General features: G+C 57.8%; 12 protein-coding genes. 4 read left to right on the plus strand and 8 right to left on the minus strand.

All coding sequences use genetic code 11. The features are described 5' to 3' along the window. Positions 1-5: 5 nt before the first annotated feature. Together FVV99_RS05410 and FVV99_RS05415 are read right to left on the minus strand one after the other, a co-directional pair. Positions 6-1,721, minus strand: a complete 1,716-nt coding sequence (locus FVV99_RS05410) for an ABC transporter permease (RefSeq protein ID WP_236645306.1) — start codon at positions 1,719-1,721, stop codon at positions 6-8. 18 nt (positions 1,722-1,739) lie between these two features. Next, entirely contained in the window at positions 1,740-2,945 is a 1,206-nt protein-coding gene (locus tag FVV99_RS05415) for an ABC transporter substrate-binding protein (RefSeq protein WP_148253007.1), read from the minus strand. 307 nt (positions 2,946-3,252) lie between these two features. Between FVV99_RS05415 and FVV99_RS05420 the strand changes: the two genes are divergently transcribed. The 4 genes from FVV99_RS05420 (at position 3,253) to FVV99_RS05435 (ending at position 8,245) form a co-directional block, all read left to right on the plus strand. Then, complete coding sequence (locus tag FVV99_RS05420) at positions 3,253-4,740, plus strand: NfeD family protein (RefSeq protein ID WP_236645307.1); 1,488 nt, start codon at positions 3,253-3,255, stop codon at positions 4,738-4,740. Positions 4,741-4,777: 37 nt separating this feature from the next. After that, positions 4,778-5,569, plus strand: a complete 792-nt coding sequence (locus tag FVV99_RS05425; RefSeq protein ID WP_148253008.1) for a slipin family protein — start codon at positions 4,778-4,780, stop codon at positions 5,567-5,569. 181 nt (positions 5,570-5,750) lie between these two features. After that, positions 5,751-7,241: a SulP family inorganic anion transporter gene (locus tag FVV99_RS05430; RefSeq protein WP_148253009.1), complete on the plus strand. Its 1,491-nt coding sequence runs from the start codon at positions 5,751-5,753 to the stop codon at positions 7,239-7,241. A gap of 149 nt (positions 7,242-7,390) precedes the next feature. Next, positions 7,391-8,245, plus strand: a complete 855-nt coding sequence (locus tag FVV99_RS05435; protein WP_148253010.1) for a universal stress protein — start codon at positions 7,391-7,393, stop codon at positions 8,243-8,245. A 207-nt stretch (positions 8,246-8,452) separates the two neighbouring features. Here FVV99_RS05435 and FVV99_RS05440 read toward each other — a convergent pair whose 3' ends face one another. From FVV99_RS05440 to FVV99_RS05465, 6 genes are all read right to left on the minus strand, one after another. Further along, positions 8,453-9,502, minus strand: a complete 1,050-nt coding sequence (locus FVV99_RS05440) for a LacI family DNA-binding transcriptional regulator (protein WP_236645308.1) — start codon at positions 9,500-9,502, stop codon at positions 8,453-8,455. A gap of 382 nt (positions 9,503-9,884) precedes the next feature. Continuing rightward, the gene (locus FVV99_RS05445) at positions 9,885-10,991 is read right to left on the minus strand and encodes an ABC transporter ATP-binding protein (protein ID WP_148253011.1); all 1,107 of its coding nucleotides are present in this window, start codon (positions 10,989-10,991) and stop codon (positions 9,885-9,887) included. Between the two features lie 71 nt (positions 10,992-11,062). Beyond that, on the minus strand, positions 11,063-12,679 hold the full coding sequence (locus FVV99_RS05450) for an alpha-glucosidase family protein (RefSeq protein ID WP_148253012.1): 1,617 nt from the start codon (positions 12,677-12,679) through the stop codon (positions 11,063-11,065). A 110-nt stretch (positions 12,680-12,789) separates the two neighbouring features. Further along, positions 12,790-13,632: a carbohydrate ABC transporter permease gene (locus FVV99_RS05455; RefSeq protein ID WP_148253013.1), complete on the minus strand. Its 843-nt coding sequence runs from the start codon at positions 13,630-13,632 to the stop codon at positions 12,790-12,792. Next, on the minus strand, positions 13,629-14,600 hold the full coding sequence (locus FVV99_RS05460) for a carbohydrate ABC transporter permease (protein ID WP_148253014.1): 972 nt from the start codon (positions 14,598-14,600) through the stop codon (positions 13,629-13,631). Before FVV99_RS05460 ends, FVV99_RS05455 begins: the two co-directional genes overlap by 4 nt. Before the next feature lie 17 nt (positions 14,601-14,617). Beyond that, a complete protein-coding gene (locus FVV99_RS05465; protein WP_148253015.1) occupies positions 14,618-15,886 on the minus strand; it encodes an ABC transporter substrate-binding protein in 1,269 nt (422 codons plus the stop codon). Positions 15,887-16,054 lie beyond the last annotated feature (168 nt).

Here is a 16,054-nt window from a genome sequence, read left to right on the forward strand (position 1 = left end):
AAGTCTCATGCGGGTTGAAGGCCACGACGGTTGCGTAGCAGCAGTTTGGGTAACCCGATTGCCAGGGAAAAACCGATCGCCGGCAATGTCAGTTGCAATAACGCGTAGACGGCAGTCAACCGGCGATCCCCGCCGCCGGCGAGGCTGACTGCCTCGGTCGTCAGGGTGGTAATGCGCCCTGCCCCCAGCAACAGGGTGGGCAAGTATTGCCCCACACTGACGGCGAAACCGACGGCGGCAGCCGTCAGCAACGGCAGTGTCAGTAACGGCAGTCTGATTCGTCGGAACACCTCGCCGGGCGAGGCCTGCAGGGTGGCGGCGACCTGGGCCCAGCGTGAATCAAGACGACGGTAGCTTTCCGAGAGCGAGAGAAAGACATACGGCAACACGAACAGCGTGTGTCCCAGAATGACTGCGAACCACCCGGGAGCGATATGCAACTGGGCCTGGAGCTGTACCAGCCCGAAGAGAAACGCGACGGGCGGCACCAGCAGGGGAAGATAGAGGATCAGTTGAGTGCGTCGTCGCATACGTCGATGGTACTGGATTTCCGATTCCAGCGAACCGATGGCAAGAGTCATGGCGATGGCCGTCGACGCCAGACCAATCACGGCTGTCTGGATCACGGAGTGCCAGGCTGTATCGGCGGCTTCCATCCAATTACCGATCGTCAACGGCCATGGCCAGGCTTCCGGGAACGGCCAGTAACCGGCCAAGGTCCAGAGCATCAACCCCAACAGACTCATGCCGAGTAACCCCAATATGAACCAGGTCAGGCCAGTGGCTAGTCCACCAATGAGACGATCGCCATGGTTGCGCCGCCCACTGGTTAGTGTCTGCGACATGAGTTTGACGACCAGACGCTCCCCCAGCCACCAGAACAGTAAGGCCAATACGGTGACACCCAGTTGTGTCAGGGCGGCGGCGGAGGCCATGAAGCGCCGGTCCAGATCGGGATCGTTGAGCCAGCGGATCACCGAGACGGCCAGCGTGGGTGGATTGGAAGGCCCCAGGATCATGGCTACATCGACAGTGGCGCTGGCGAAGGCAATAACGGCGTAGATCGGCAAACGAATCAGTGGATACAGGTTGGGCAACACCCCCTTGAGGAAGGCAGTGAGTGGCGCATAACCCAGCATTCGAGCCAATCGGTGATGCGACTGCGCCTGGCATTGCGGGAGGGCAGCCAGACTCATCAGTAGCAGAAACGGCATTTCCTTGGCGACCAATCCCAGTATCAGGCTGGCCCCCCATGGATCGCCTGGAAACAGGTAGTCGGGAGGGTAGCTCCATCCTGTCAACCAGGGGGACATGGCACGGTTGGCCAGTCCGGATGGCGTAAGCAGGAAGCCGATACCGATGGCTGCAGCCGCATGAGGAACGGCCAGCAGCGGTGAAAGCAACCGTTGTATCGCGCGGAAGGCTCGTGTCTCGAGCAGGGCGCCGAGCAGCAGTATGACCAGAATGAGTGCACCCAACGTGCTGGCCAGTGCCGTGACCAGGCTCAAGCTTATCATGTCGACCAGACCGGGCTGGCGCCAGAGGGCCTGCCAGGGCGTCAGACTCACGGTGTGACCATCGAGAGCCGGAAGCCAGCCGAAGGCGGGGCCGATCACTCCGGCCAGCCCACCGGCCACCGGAACGATCAACAGCGCCATGGCCAGCCAGGGGGCGAAACGAACCGCCATCAGGAAAAGACGGCTGCGACGAAAATGACCCATGCAATCGCGTTTATCAGGCTATCGGTTGCCGTAACGTGCCTGCCATGCTTCTTCCAGGCGATCGACCCAGCTGGGGTGGGGCTCGGCCAGGATGTTTGCCGACTGGTCGGATGACAGGCTCCCCGGTATGTCCTGGCTGTCGTCAAAAGCGCCCTTCGCGTCGTCACCGAGCGCATCGGTATCCAGTACCGTGGGATCGCCCCAGACCGAAATGTCCTGCTTGTGGGCCTGGGCTTCAGGAGACAACAGGAAGTTGGCCGTTACCATGGCACCGGCCTTATGGGAGGCATTGAAGGGAATGGCAACGAAGTGCACGTTGCCCAGCGTACCGCCGTCGAGTTGGTAACTGCGAGTGCTGGGGGGGAGTTGGTTGTCGGCGACGGCGGCTGCGGGCGCTGAAGGATTGAAAGTGAACGCCAATGCCAATTCACCATCGCCCATCAACCGTTGCATGGCGCTGCCGCTGTCGGGAAACCGGCGTCCTTCGCGCCATAGATGGGGGTGCAGGTCGTCGAGATAGTCCCAAAGAGGGGCAGTAATGGCATCAAAATCGGCTTCCTCGACAGGCGTATACAGTGCTTCCTCGTCATCGGCCAAGGTAATCAAGGCCTGTTTGAGGAAAGTCGTGCCGAGGAAGTTGGGAACCTGAGGGTAACTGAACCGGCCCGGATTGTGCTGCGCCCAGTCGAGTAGGGCGTCGAGACTGCGAGGCGGTGAGTCGACGCGTTGGCTGTCGTGATAAAACGTCAGTTGTGCGCGTCCCCAGGGGGATTCATAGCCCTCTGTCGGCACGGTGAAATCGGTGCGCATTTCTGGATGTTCGTCGGGGCGTGTCAACGAGAAGTTGGGCAGTCGCTCGGCGAATGGACCGAACAGCAAGTCATTGGTTTTCATCGCTGCGAAGTTCTCGCCATTGATCCAGATCAGGTCTACTGCACCGTCTTCGGTATTGCCTGCGGATTTTTCTGCCAGGACTCGCGAGACGACATTACTGGCGTCATTCACCTTCACATGGACCAGTTCGATACCATGGCTCTCTGCAAGGCGTTCGCCGACCCACTCGATATAGTCATTGCTCCGTGGGTCACCGCCCCAGGCATGCCAATAGACCGTTTGCCCTTCAGCTTGCTTCTCGACCGCAGACCAATCGGCGGGGGCGGGTGTGGCGCTTGCCTGGTCGATGACTATCAGCGTGGCAAGCAGAAACAATGGTGGCATTCGCATTGTGCTATCGCTCCTTGTGGATACACGCATTCCTGCCAGCCATCGGGCCGGCTTCAGGCCGGACACTCCGGCGGTTCGGGCGAGTCGGAGAACCCCAGGTTCATGAACCAGGCAGTGCCGTCGACATGGGCATACCGGCGATTACATCTGTCTAACGTACACCCGATCTGCCTACGATCACTATCAATGTCGTGGAGCATAACGCACGATTTCCTTCCCGGTATAACGCTGTTAACTTGCCAATAGGGGGAACGATTCCTTCATCGTCCGTTCTCAACCAGCAAGGGCCATCTTCGGAGGCAAGGTCATGAAGGTGATGCCAGGGGTCACGTGGCACAGGGTCATCGGCTTGTTCAGCCTGCTGTGTTTGCTGTTGGGGGCAGCGTCGTTATGGCATGTGCACGCCGAGGAGCAGCAGCGCGTTGCCCTGATCATGACCATCGATGGTGCCATCGGCCCGGCAACTTATGACTATTTCCAGCGCGGCCTGGACAAGGCAGAGGCAACGGATGCCGAGTTGATCGTCGTGCAACTCGATACGCCGGGCGGGCTCGATGCTTCCATGCGCGAAATGATCAGTGACATGCTGGCCTCCGACGTGCCGGTGGTCATGTATGTCTCACCCAGCGGTGCGAGAGCCGCGAGTGCGGGAACCTACCTGCTGTATGGCAGCCATGTTGCCGCGATGGCACCGGCGACACATCTTGGCTCGGCAACGCCCGTACAAATCGGTGGTGGGGGGCTGCCGGGGTTGGGCGGCCAGGACGAGTCCGACGAGGAGACGAGTGCCGCTGACGAAGCAGACTCGGAAGCGAGTGATGAGGCTGACACCGATGGTGACGCGGCAGTGGAGGAAGGTGACGCTCAGGAGGAAAGGCGCCGCGGTGATACGGCGATGGAGCGCAAGGTGCTCGAAGATGCCGTGTCGTACATTCGCAGCTTGGCCGAGCGGCATGACCGTAATGCCGACTGGGCCGAGCAGGCCGTTCGCGAAGCAGTCAATCTGACCGCCAACGAAGCGTTGGAGCGTGATGTCGTCGAGGTCGTGGCCAGTGACGTGACGACGTTGCTGTCCGATATCGATGGACGCACCGTGGTCATGGATGGCGGAGAGCGCGAATTGGCGACCGAGGGGCTGTCGCTCGAGCGCTTCGATCCGGACTGGCGCACTGAACTGCTGTCGTTGATCACCAACCCGAATGTTGCTTACTTCCTGATGATCATCGGGTTCTACGGGATCATTTTCGAGCTGGCCAATCCGGGGGCTCTGGTACCCGGCACCATTGGCATCATCTGCTTGTTGCTGGCGCTATTCGCGTTTCAGGTGCTACCTATCAATTATGCCGGCCTCGCGTTGATCCTGGCGGGGCTGGTGATGATCGTCGGCGAGGCCCTGATGCCGAGCTTCGGGGTGCTCGGCGTCGGGGGCATAGCCGCTTTCGTAATCGGTTCGGTGATACTCATGGATGCAGACAACCTCTCGATTTCGCTCCCCATGATCGCAGGCGTAGCCTTGTTGGCGGCAGGGCTCATGCTGTGGACGCTGACCCGTTTCATGGGGCTGCGAAAACGGCGACCCCGCACCGGGCAGGAAGAGTTGATCGGCTCTCCTGCGGTGGTGATCGAGGATTTTCATGACAACAAGGGCAAAGTGCGGTTGCATGGCGAGATCTGGACCGCACGTGCCGACACGGCCCTTCGACGTGGCGATGATGTCGTCGTCACAGCTATCGATGGTCTGACAGTGACGGTCGTGCCGTCAGGTGATCAACACCCGGCACAACATTCAGCATGAGTTTCGCAACCTCATAGTCCAGCCAAGGAGATCTTCCATGATGTTTTCCTATCTCGTACCGGTGGTGCTACTGGTCATGCTGTTGGCGGCATCGATCCGTATCCTGCCGGAATACAAGCGCGGTGTGGTGTTCTTTCTCGGACGTTTTCAGAAAGTGAAGGGTCCAGGGCTGGTGATCGTCATTCCGTTCATACAGAAGATGCAGGTGGTCGACCTGCGTGTGATTACCATGGATGTGCCCGAGCAGGATGTCATTTCCCAGGATAACGTCACTGTGAAAGTCAATGCGGTGCTCTATTTCCGGGTCGTCGATCCGGAAAAGGCCATCATCCAGGTCGAGCATTTCATCAATGCGACGAGCCAGTTGGCACAGACGACCCTGCGTTCGGTGCTGGGTAAACACGATCTCGATGAAATGCTCTCCGAACGTGACAAGCTGAACGACGATATCCAGGAGATCATCGATTCTTCCGCAGAATCCTGGGGCATCAAGGTCGCCAATGTGGAGATCAAGCATGTCGACCTCGATGAAAGCATGATCCGCGCCATTGCCCGGCAAGCGGAAGCGGAGCGCGAGCGTCGTGCCAAGGTGATTCATGCCGAGGGTGAGTTGCAGGCCTCCAAGAAGCTCGTCGAGGCCGCCAACGTGATGTCCGAAAACTCGGCAGCCTTGCAGTTGCGCTACTTGCAGACCATGAGTGACATGAGCAACAAGAATTCGTCTACCATCGTGATGCCACTGCCTCTGGATCTACTGGAAGCCTTCAAGCACATGGGGGCTTCCGTCGGCGGCTCCGCGCCCAAAGGAAACGGGAGCTCGGATCAGTAAGCGGCACCATACACGCGTATCGCCATAGCCAAGTCATCGGTGCAGGGCGGTACGATTGCTGATAGAATCGCGCGCTCCCTGCGCGATTCTTTACGACGAAAGTCGCAACCTGGAGCCTCCTGGGCTTTGGGTTCCACCCCGCCGTGGGCAGGTTGCTGCCACTCCACGACGGGATGTATGCATGATCGAATCCTTCAAACACAGTTGGTTATCCAATCTCAAGGGCGATTCGCTCGCCGGTATCGTTGTCGCGCTGGCATTGATTCCCGAAGCCATCGCCTTCTCCATCATTGCCGGCGTCGACCCCAAGGTCGGTCTGTACGCCTCGTTCTGTATTGCGGTGGTCATCGCGTTCACCGGTGGGCGATCCGGTATGATATCAGCGGCGACCGGTGCCATGGCGCTGCTCATGGTGACGCTGGTGCGCGATCATGGCTTGGAATATCTATTGGCCGCCACGCTATTGACCGGGGTCCTGCAGATCGTTGCCGGCTATTTGCGTCTGGCGGATCTGATGCGCTTCGTATCGCGTTCGGTGGTGACGGGGTTCGTCAATGCCCTAGCCATTCTGATCTTCATGGCTCAGTTGCCCGAGCTCACCGGCGTCACATGGCATGTCTATGCCATGACTGCGGCAGGTCTGGCCATCATTTACCTGTTTCCCTATGTGCCGGTGATCGGCAAGAGCATACCTTCGCCGTTGGTCTGCATCGTGGTCTTGACCATCGTATACATGACGACGGGCATGGATATACGCTCGGTGGGCGATATGGGGGAATTGCCGGATTCTCTGCCGGTCTTCTTGTGGCCGCAAGTACCGCTCACGCTTGAAACGCTGATGATCATCCTGCCCACCTCGGTCATGCTTACCGTCGTGGGGCTGCTCGAGTCGATGATGACGGCCACGATCGTCGATGACCTCACCGACACGCCGAGCGACAAGAACCGTGAATGCAAGGGTCAGGGGATCGCCAATATCGGTGCTGGCTTGATGGGCGGTATGGCGGGTTGTGCGATGATCGGGCAGTCGGTGATCAACATCAAATCCGGTGGACGCCGGCGTTTATCCACTCTGGTTGCGGGCATCACGCTGCTACTGATGGTCGTCTTCCTGGCCGACTGGGTGTCGCAGATCCCCATGGCGGCGTTGGTGGCGGTGATGATCATGGTCTCCATCGGTACGTTCAGTTGGTCGTCGCTGCGTGACCTGAAGAAGCATCCGATGAGTACCAATATCGTCATGCTGGCGACTGTCGTCGTTGTCGTCGTAACGCATAATCTGGCGATCGGTGTGTTCGTGGGCGTCCTGCTGGCGGCGATGTTCTTCGCCAACAAGGTTGGCAACATCCTGTATGTGGGGTCAGAAGAAGTCGATCCGGGCTCTCATCGTACGTATCGAGTGGTCGGTCAGGTATTCTTCGCGTCATCGGAACGCTTCATGGATGCCTTCGATTTCAAGGAAACCGTGGAAAAGGTCACGATCGATCTGTCGCGTGCGCATTTCTGGGACATCACCGCCGTGCAGGCGCTCGACAGGGTCGTGATAAAATTCCGGCGTGAAGGCACGGAAGTGGAGTTGGTCGGTCTCAATGAGGCCAGCGCCACGATCGTCGATCGCTATGCGGTGCATGATGATCCCGAGGCCGTCGACAAATTGATGGGCGGTCATTGACCCGATACCTGTGCCCGTCTGTCGACTGTGATGGCACGGCGGGATAGTGTAGAAACGGGTGCAGCAACGACGAAGTGTGGGAAAGCACTTCTCCGAATCGGTCATCGTGGCCTGCGATTGCCGACCAATGCCAGCTTCAGGAACGACAAATGACAGATCAGGTAATGGCCGCCATCGACGGCTCCCAATTTTCCGAAGGGGTATGTGACTATGCCGCCTGGGCCAGTCTCGCGCTCGAGGTACCGCTGACCTTTCTGCATGTGGTGGATAATCACCCTCAAACCGCTGAAGCCGATCTGTCGGGCAATATCGGGCTGGGTGCCCGGGAACATCTGCTCGAGGAACTGTCCCAACTGGACGAAAAACGTGCCAAGGTCGCGCAGGAACAGGGACGGCTGATGCTCAAGGCAGCGAAAGAGCGGGCCGTCGAAGACGGCATAGCGGAACCGGTCGTTCGTCAGCGCAATGGCACCCTGGTGGAAACGCTCGTCGAACTGGAAAATGAGACTCGCCTGCTGGTGTTGGGCAAGCGCGGTGAGACGGCGCATCAGGCCAGCGAACACCTGGGCTCCAACCTCGAACGGGTGGTACGCACCCTGCATAGGCCGATCCTGATGGTGCCGGATACCTACACGACACCTAAACGAGCCTTGATCGCCTTCGACGGTAGCAAGACGACCCGTAAAGGCGTGGAAATGATCGCCAACAGTCCGTTGTTCAAAGGGATTACCTGCCACGTGGTGATCGTGGGAGCGGATACCGGCGATCATCGTTCCCAACTCGATTGGGCACTGTCGACGCTGAGTGATGCGGGGCTGGATACCGAAGGAGTGATTCGCGCCGGTGACGTCGAGGAAACGCTGCGCGACTATCAAGTGGAGCAGGATATCGACCTGCTGGTGATGGGGGCCTATGGCCATTCTCGCATTCGCCACCTGCTCGTGGGCAGCACGACGACGAGCATGATGCGTAATGCCAGTGTGCCGGTGTTGCTGTTGAGGTAGTTCAATTTCTCACCGTTCCCTACCCAGCAAGCAACATGGAAAGCAGGTGGCCTGGGAAGGTGAGCGCAAGATTGCAATCCAGATAACTATGATCTGATGCCCGTCGAGCCCCGCGCCATGCATCGGCTGACGCTGACACATACTGGTCGTCCGACTTCCTTTATCGAGCCGACTGACTGATTGGCTATTATCGGGCGGCTGTTGTGATCACGGGCAGCTTGCGCCGATCAGTAGTTCCGTTGCCAGGCACGTTTGTTCCTTTGGGGACAGTCCCAGTATCATCTTGGCGGCCAGGCGACCTTTTTCGGTGCTATCCTGACGGACCGTTGTCAACCGTGGTGCCCGGTATTGTCCCTCGGCGATACCATCAAAACCGGTCAGACGCAAATCCTGTGGGATCCGTAGGCCCCGTTGTTCAGCCAGGGTCAGGGTGGTCAGGGCAATCCGGTCGGACATGCAGAGCAGGAGGTCCGGTCGATGTTCTTCCGGTTGATCGAGAATGTCTGCGATCACTGGAGCGCAAACCTCGTGAGTATTCTCTTCGACATTCCACATGGGGACCGAAGCCGGATCGATATCGCATTCCTTGAATGCGCGATGAAAGCCCATCAATCGAGACCGGGTAATGGTGTGATGTGCGGAGAACAAGTCATGCTCAGCAGTGATACGACCATTACAAGGCTGTTTGGTCAATCGAAGGTTGATAATGGCGGGCCGTTTTGGCGGTACCATGAGTGCATGTTGCGCTATCGAATAACTGGCTGGTTCGTTATCGATATGTATGGCGGGGCAATGCTTGATATCGAAATCGACGGCTACCAACGGGTTCTGGGCAGGCAAATCCGACAGCATCGCCATGTTGGGCATCAGGCCGTAAACAATATAGCCGTCGGCCATATTGGTGGAGCCATGTGTTCCAGCACCGTGCTGACGCCCGGATAATAGCAACATGGTGTGACCATGGGCATCGAGAACTTCGGCAATGCCCGAGAGCAATTCGCTGGCGACGGCATCATTGAGACTGTAAGTGAGGCTTTCGGCCAGAATGACGGCGATGATCCGTGAACGTCCCGTACGGAGACTTCGTGCTTTGGCATCGGGGCCGGCGTAGCCTAGCCGTTTGGCTTCGTTGAGAATCCTTTCACGCAGCGTCGGGGACAGTTGATCCGGACGGTTAAAGGCGTTAGAGACACTGGCAGTGGAAACGCCCAATTCGGCAGCGAGATCCTTGAGTGTCATACGGCGTGAAGGGGGCACTAGGCTATCCTGCTATTATATTCGGGCCCTAGGATACCGGCTTGTGATGCATCTGGACAGTCCGATTCACTGCCAGAAACGGGATATATGTCATGTCTTCGGAACCTTGTAATCATAGCCAGCGAGCCAGACTTCGCGGGAGTACAGCGAACCGGTACCGGGTGAGCCAAGGCATTGCCGCCGGACGCCCGTCAACGGTATTGCTTTCCCCCCGCGCAGGGAAGTCGCCTTTGGCGACATTGCCGGGCTGCAGACAATGGCGAGCGACTCCGTTTGAATCTGAGTCACGGCCAAAGTGGTTCCCGCGAGTCACAAGGGCATTGGCTCGAGGGCGGGCATGTTGGCTGTCTCCGTGTTTCTTGTGCTTGAGATAAACATCCGGTCAGGCCGCCTGACGCTGACCATGACAGGTCAGCGCGTTATCATTGCCATCGAAAAGATGAACATGGTCCTGATCCTGCACCAGGGCGACCGATTGACCGACCTGCCAATGACTGGGTGCGTCGGTGCGGTGAACCAGCAGTGTGTCGCCAGCTTTGGGTTCCAGGTAGACGTAAACTTCATTGCCCAGGTATTCGACATTGACGATGTCGAATGCATTATCGCCATGGGCTTCTTTCAGACGTAGATGCTCGGGGCGTACTCCCAGTGACAGTCGGTCACCTTCGGTGAGGTGACTGACATCCTGCGGAAGGGCCAGGACGCCGAGCCCAGGGACCCGTACCTGACAACCCTCGCTATTGCCGGAAAGCAGGTCGGCAGGCATGAAATTCATGGTGGGTGAACCAATGAAACCGGCCACGAATTTCGTTGCCGGGCGTTGATACAGTTCTTGAGGGCTGCCGACCTGTTCCACGTGTCCGTTACGGAGTACCACGATCTTGTCAGCGAGTGTCATGGCTTCCACCTGATCATGAGTCACGTAGATCACGGTAGAGCCCAGACGCTGATGCAGCCGGGCTATTTCGTTGCGCATCTGGACCCGCAGCGAGGCGTCGAGGTTCGAGAGTGGCTCATCGAACAGTAGGATGCGAGGTTCACGTGCCATGGCCCGCCCCATTGCCACGCGCTGACGCTGACCGCCAGAGAGTTCCTTGGGCTTGCGATGCAACAGATCTTCAAGCTGAAGAATGCGTGCCGTCGCCATGACACGTTCATCGATCGTTTCATTGGCCGCCTTGGCCAGCTTCAGACCAAACGCCATGTTTTCATAGACCGTCATGTGTGGGTAGAGGGCATACGATTGGAATACCATGCCTACGCCACGTTCTCGGGGTGGGAGGTCGTTGACGACCTGTTCGCCGATACACAGTTTCCCATCAGTGATGGACTCGAGTCCGGCCGTCAATCGTAGCAAGGTGGATTTGCCACAACCGGAGGGTCCGACGAAAACGACGAATTCACCGTCGCCGATGTCGAGATCGACGTCCTCGATGATGTGATCGTGGCCAAAGACCTTGTTGATCTTGTGCAGGGTAACGCTTGCCATTGTCGTGACTCCTTGCCGGCAGGTCGCGGCTGATACCGCTCTGGGCCGGCTTGTTGTTGTCCCAGTCGAGGTCAATGGGTCTGGAAGAAAGCTGCCTGATAGGGCGGCAGTGTCAGATGCCGCTCATTCAGGGTCATTGCAAACCCATGTCCTTCCAGCGCTTTGCTGACTGGCAGAGGAAGCTGCGTCATCTGGGGTTCGCTGCTCAAGTTGAACAGGCACAGGATCCGTTCCGACTCGTGCCGACGCAGGAAGCCCAGTAACTGCTCTCCGACGTCGATAAGTTCGAGCTCTCCATCGAATAAGGCCGGATGTCTGCGCCGAAATCTCAGCAGGCGCCGGACGCTGTTAAGCACCGAATCCTGGTCATCCTGTTGCTGATCAACGGCCAGGGGGCGGTGGTGCGCGTCTATTGGCAGCCAGGGTTGATCGCACGTGAAACCGGCCTGAGGGGAGTCACGCCAGGGCATGGGAGTACGGCAGCCGTCACGACCTTTGAATTCAGGCCAGAGCACTTTACCGTAGGGATCCTGGATATATTCGAAGGGGACGTCCGCCTCGGGCAGGCCAAGTTCCTCGCCCTGATAGAGACAGATGCTTCCTCGCAGCGAGAACAGCAGGGCTAGAGCGACCTTGGGATAAGCGACGGGGTCGTCTTCTGCTCCCCAACGTGTGGCGCTGCGCACGACATCGTGATTTGACAGTGCCCAACACGGCCAGGCATCACCCGCCAAACGCTGGAACCGTTCCAGCACTTCATGGATGTAGGCTGGTGAATGGGGCGCATTGAGCAGATCAAAAGTATAGGCCATGTGAAGTTTGTCGCCACCGGCGGTGTACTCCGCCATGCGTTCCAGTGGATGATCATCACCGATTTCTCCCACCGTGGTGCTCCCGGGAAACTCATCCATCAACGCCCTCAGGTCACGAAGGAAGTCGAGATTTTCCGGACGACTGATATCGTAGCGATGCCGTTGCCAAGTATAGGGATTACTATCGGGGGCACCCAGCGTTTTGGGTTCGCCTGCGGATACCGGTGGGTTATCGCGTAGCGCCTGGTCGTGGAAATAGAAGTTGACGGTATCGAGACGAAAGCCGTCGACGCCAAGTTCCAACCAGAAACGCATGTTGTCGAGTTGAGCCTGACGGACCTCGAGGTTATGGAAATTGAGATCCGGCTGGCTGCTTAGAAAATTGTGCAGGTAGTACTGGCGACGCCGCGGTTCGAAGGTCCAGGCGGGTCCACCGAAGATTGATAGCCAATTGTTGGGAGGCGTGCCATCCGGTTTGGGATCGGCCCAAACGTACCAATCGGCTTTGGTATTGTGACGGTCACGGCGGCTCTCCTGGAACCAGGGGTGGATATTCGATGAGTGACTGATCACCTGATCGATGATTACCTTTAGCCCCAGTGCATGGGCCCGTGACAATAGTGTCTTGAAGTCATCAAGCGTGCCGAACATCGGGTCGACGTCACGATAGTCGCTGACGTCGTAGCCGAAGTCGAGCATCGGCGAGGTGAAGAAGGGCGATAGCCAGATGCCGTCCACGCCCAGCGAGGCGACATAGTCGAGCTTTTCGGTGATGCCCGCCAGGTCGCCGATGCCGTCGCCGTTGGCGTCCATGAAGCTGCGTGGATAGATCTGATAGATGACGCCACCACGCCACCAGAAGGTACTGTCTTGCATTGAAAAGGATCCTTGAGTCTATTGAACGCGACTGGAATTCAGGTCTCGGGGCTTTGTTGACCGGTGGCCTGTCTACAGTTCTTGATTGCGATAATCCTTGCCCATAGCCATCAGCCCTTGACCGCACCGGCGGTGAGGCCGGAAACGATGCGTTTCTGGAAGATCATCACCAGCACCACCAGAGGCACAGTGACAGTTACCGAAGCCGCCATGATCGGCCCCCAGGGCAGTTCGTGCTGGCTACCACCGGAGATCAGCGCGATGGCCACAGGCACGGTTCGTTGACTGTCGGAGAGTGTGAAGGTCAAGGCGAACAGGAACTCATTCCAGGCGGCGATGAAAGCCAGCAGGCCCGTGGTCGCCATGGCCGGCCACATCAGTGGCAAGAAAACTCGGGTGATGGTGACCCACGGGGTGGCGCCGTCCATGATCGCGGCTTCTTCCAGCTCCATGGGAAGCTGGCGCATGAAGGTGGTCAGCACCCAGACGGTGAACGGCAGGGTGAAGATGGTATAGCTCAGTATCAGCCCGGCCGGATTGTTGTAGAGGTTGAGCGCACGAATGACCTCGAACAGGCCGGAGAGCACTGCCACTTGGGGAAACATCGACACACCGAGAATGACCAGCAGGACGGTAGAGCGGCCACGAAAGCGCACACGACCCAGCGCATACGAAGCCGTGATGCCGAGCAGCAGGGCGATGAACACCACACTCACCGATACCAGAATGGAGTTGGCGATGGCGCGAACAAAGCTCCTTTCGGTCAGAATTTGGGCATAGTTGGAAAAATCCAGGCTTGTTAACCAGAAATCGACCCGAAAAAGTTCACTGGAAGGTTTCAGTGAGGTGATGACGGCGTAGTAGAACGGAAATAAGGCATAGATCAGGATCACGGTAATCAGTAGCCAGAATCCCGTTCGTTTGAGGAGTGCGTTGACTTGGCGTGAATTCATGTGTCACCCCCCAGTTGCAATTGATTACGTCCCACATAGAGGTAGGCAATGGTGGCCAGGGCGATGATCAGGAACAGCAGGGTCGAGGCGGCACTGCCATAACCGACATCCTGAAACTCGACGAGTTGCTGGCGGGCATAGATCGACATGGTCATGGTGTTCGAGGCATTGGAGGTCAATACATAGATGACATCGAACACGCGCAGGGCATCGAGCAGACGAAAAATGACCGCGACCATCAGGGCCGGGGTGATCAGTGGCAAAGTGACTCGAAAGAATACTTTGACGGGATGAATACCATCGACCTCGGCAGCCTCGTAGCAATCCTTGGGCAGCATCTGCAATGCGGCAAGTGCTAGCAAAGCGACAAAGGGAATGGTTTTCCATACGTCGACCATGATGACGGCCCACATGGAAAAGGTCGCGCTCGCTGTCCATGGGATTGGGGAGTCGATGATACTCAGTGTCATCAACAACTCGTTGATGATGCCAAACTGGTCATTGAGCATCCAGGTCCACATTTTTGCTGAGACGATGGTGGGGATTGCCCAAGGAATCAGCACGGCAGCTCGCACCAGAATGCGGCCCTTGAATTCGGCATCGAGGACCAGGGCGACGATGACGCCGAAGACCAGTTCCAGCGATACTGATACGCTGGCGAAGAACAGTGTGTTCCATACCGATTGCCACCATAAAGGATCGGTCAGCAGGCCATACCATTGTCCATTGTCGTAAACCAGGTAGTTTTCCAAGCCGATGAAACTGGCCGTTCCCAGAGTCGACAAGGTGCTGTCGGTCAGGCTGAAGTAGAAGGTACGTAGTAGTGGCCACCCGGCGACCAGTGCCAGGACGATAAGCATGGGGGCGAGAAACGTCCAGGCGGCGCGAACGCGCTGACGACGGACCTGAGTGCCTCGATAAGGGCGCGTTCCGCGGAATGCACCGGATTCGCTAAGGGTTGTTGGCATGTTGGGCTCCATGACCTTTACCAGCGGCGCTCGAAACGACGCAGTTGGCCTTGCAACTGGGAGAGCGCGTCCTCGGCCTTCATGTCGCCGGACAGTACACTATGAGTGGCATTGAAGAAGGCATTGGAGACCCTTCCATAAGCTTCTCCGGTGACAGCGGAGGGACGGGCTACGGCATTGGTGAACGTATCGTAGAGTGCGCCGAAGAAGGGCACTGCCTCGAGCACCTCCTCATCTTCATAGAGTGCCTCGAGTGTCGGGTTATAGGAGCCTTCGATAGCACGCCGTTTCTGTTCGGTCGTGCTAGTCAGGAAAGCAACCAGTTCGGCAGCGAGCTCGGGGTTCTCGCTGTATTTCGACACAGCCAGGTTCCAGCCGCCTAGAGTAGCCGCACTCTCACCGCCGTCGCCATGGGGCAACTTGACCACACCGACCTTGTCCCGAACAGCGCTGTCCTCGCTTTGAGCCAAGGACCAGGCATAGGGCCAATTGCGCATGAAGACGGCATTGCCCGACTGGAAAATGCCGCGGGCTTCTTCTTCGGTATAGTTGAGTGCGCCTTCCGGAGTGATGTCGCCTACCCAGGTGGCGGCGAGGTCAAGCGCCGTGACGGCTTCCTGGTTGTTGATGGTGACCTTGCCGTCATCATCGACGATGGTGCCTCCACCATGACTGGCGACCCATTCAAGCGCATTGGTGGTCAGTCCTTCGTAGGCTCGCCCCTGGAAGACGAATCCCCACATGTCTTCGTTGCCAGCTTCACGTTCGGCGATCTGTATCTCGCCTGCGATCTCGGTCAATTGCTCCCAGGTTTCCGGCGGTCGATGGTCATATTTCTTGAGTAGATCCTTGCGGTAATAAAGCACACCGGCGTCGGTGAACCAGGGCATGGCCACCAACTTGCCGCTGACGGTATTGTTCTCGATTATGGCATCGAAGTGCCCATCAGCTGCGTCATCCCCTAGTACGGTTCGCAGGTCGAGCAGATGGCTGGCGAGTAAGCCCGGCCAGACGACGTCGATCTGCATGATATCGATGTCACTGGAGTTAGCAGACAAGATTTGCTGATAAAGGGACAATCGCTCGGTGGAGGAGTTGGGTGTCGAGACAATGTCGACCTTATGACCGGTTGCGTCTTCCCACGTGGCGACGCCTTGCTCACAAAGTTCGAGCTCGGCACCGACGGCGCCACATGAAATGGTCAGGTCAGCAGCTTGGGCTGGGCTGGTGAGGACGGTGGCAGCAGCGGCCAGGGGGGCGATAATGATCAATGGCTTTTTGAGCATGGCGGTTTCCTCGTCGATTGTTGTTGTCGGTTGCTGGAGAGAGAGTATCCAATCAGTTTCTTAAACGATTAAGATCAGTGTTTATACAGTTAGCCGTTGCTGGGCACGGACTTCAACCACGACTTTCGTAGTAGCCCTGGTACAAGATTGGCTGGGCCCTACTCATGA

It is taken from the genome of Aidingimonas lacisalsi, from assembly GCF_008079445.1.
Taxonomy (GTDB): domain Bacteria; phylum Pseudomonadota; class Gammaproteobacteria; order Pseudomonadales; family Halomonadaceae; genus Aidingimonas; species Aidingimonas lacisalsi.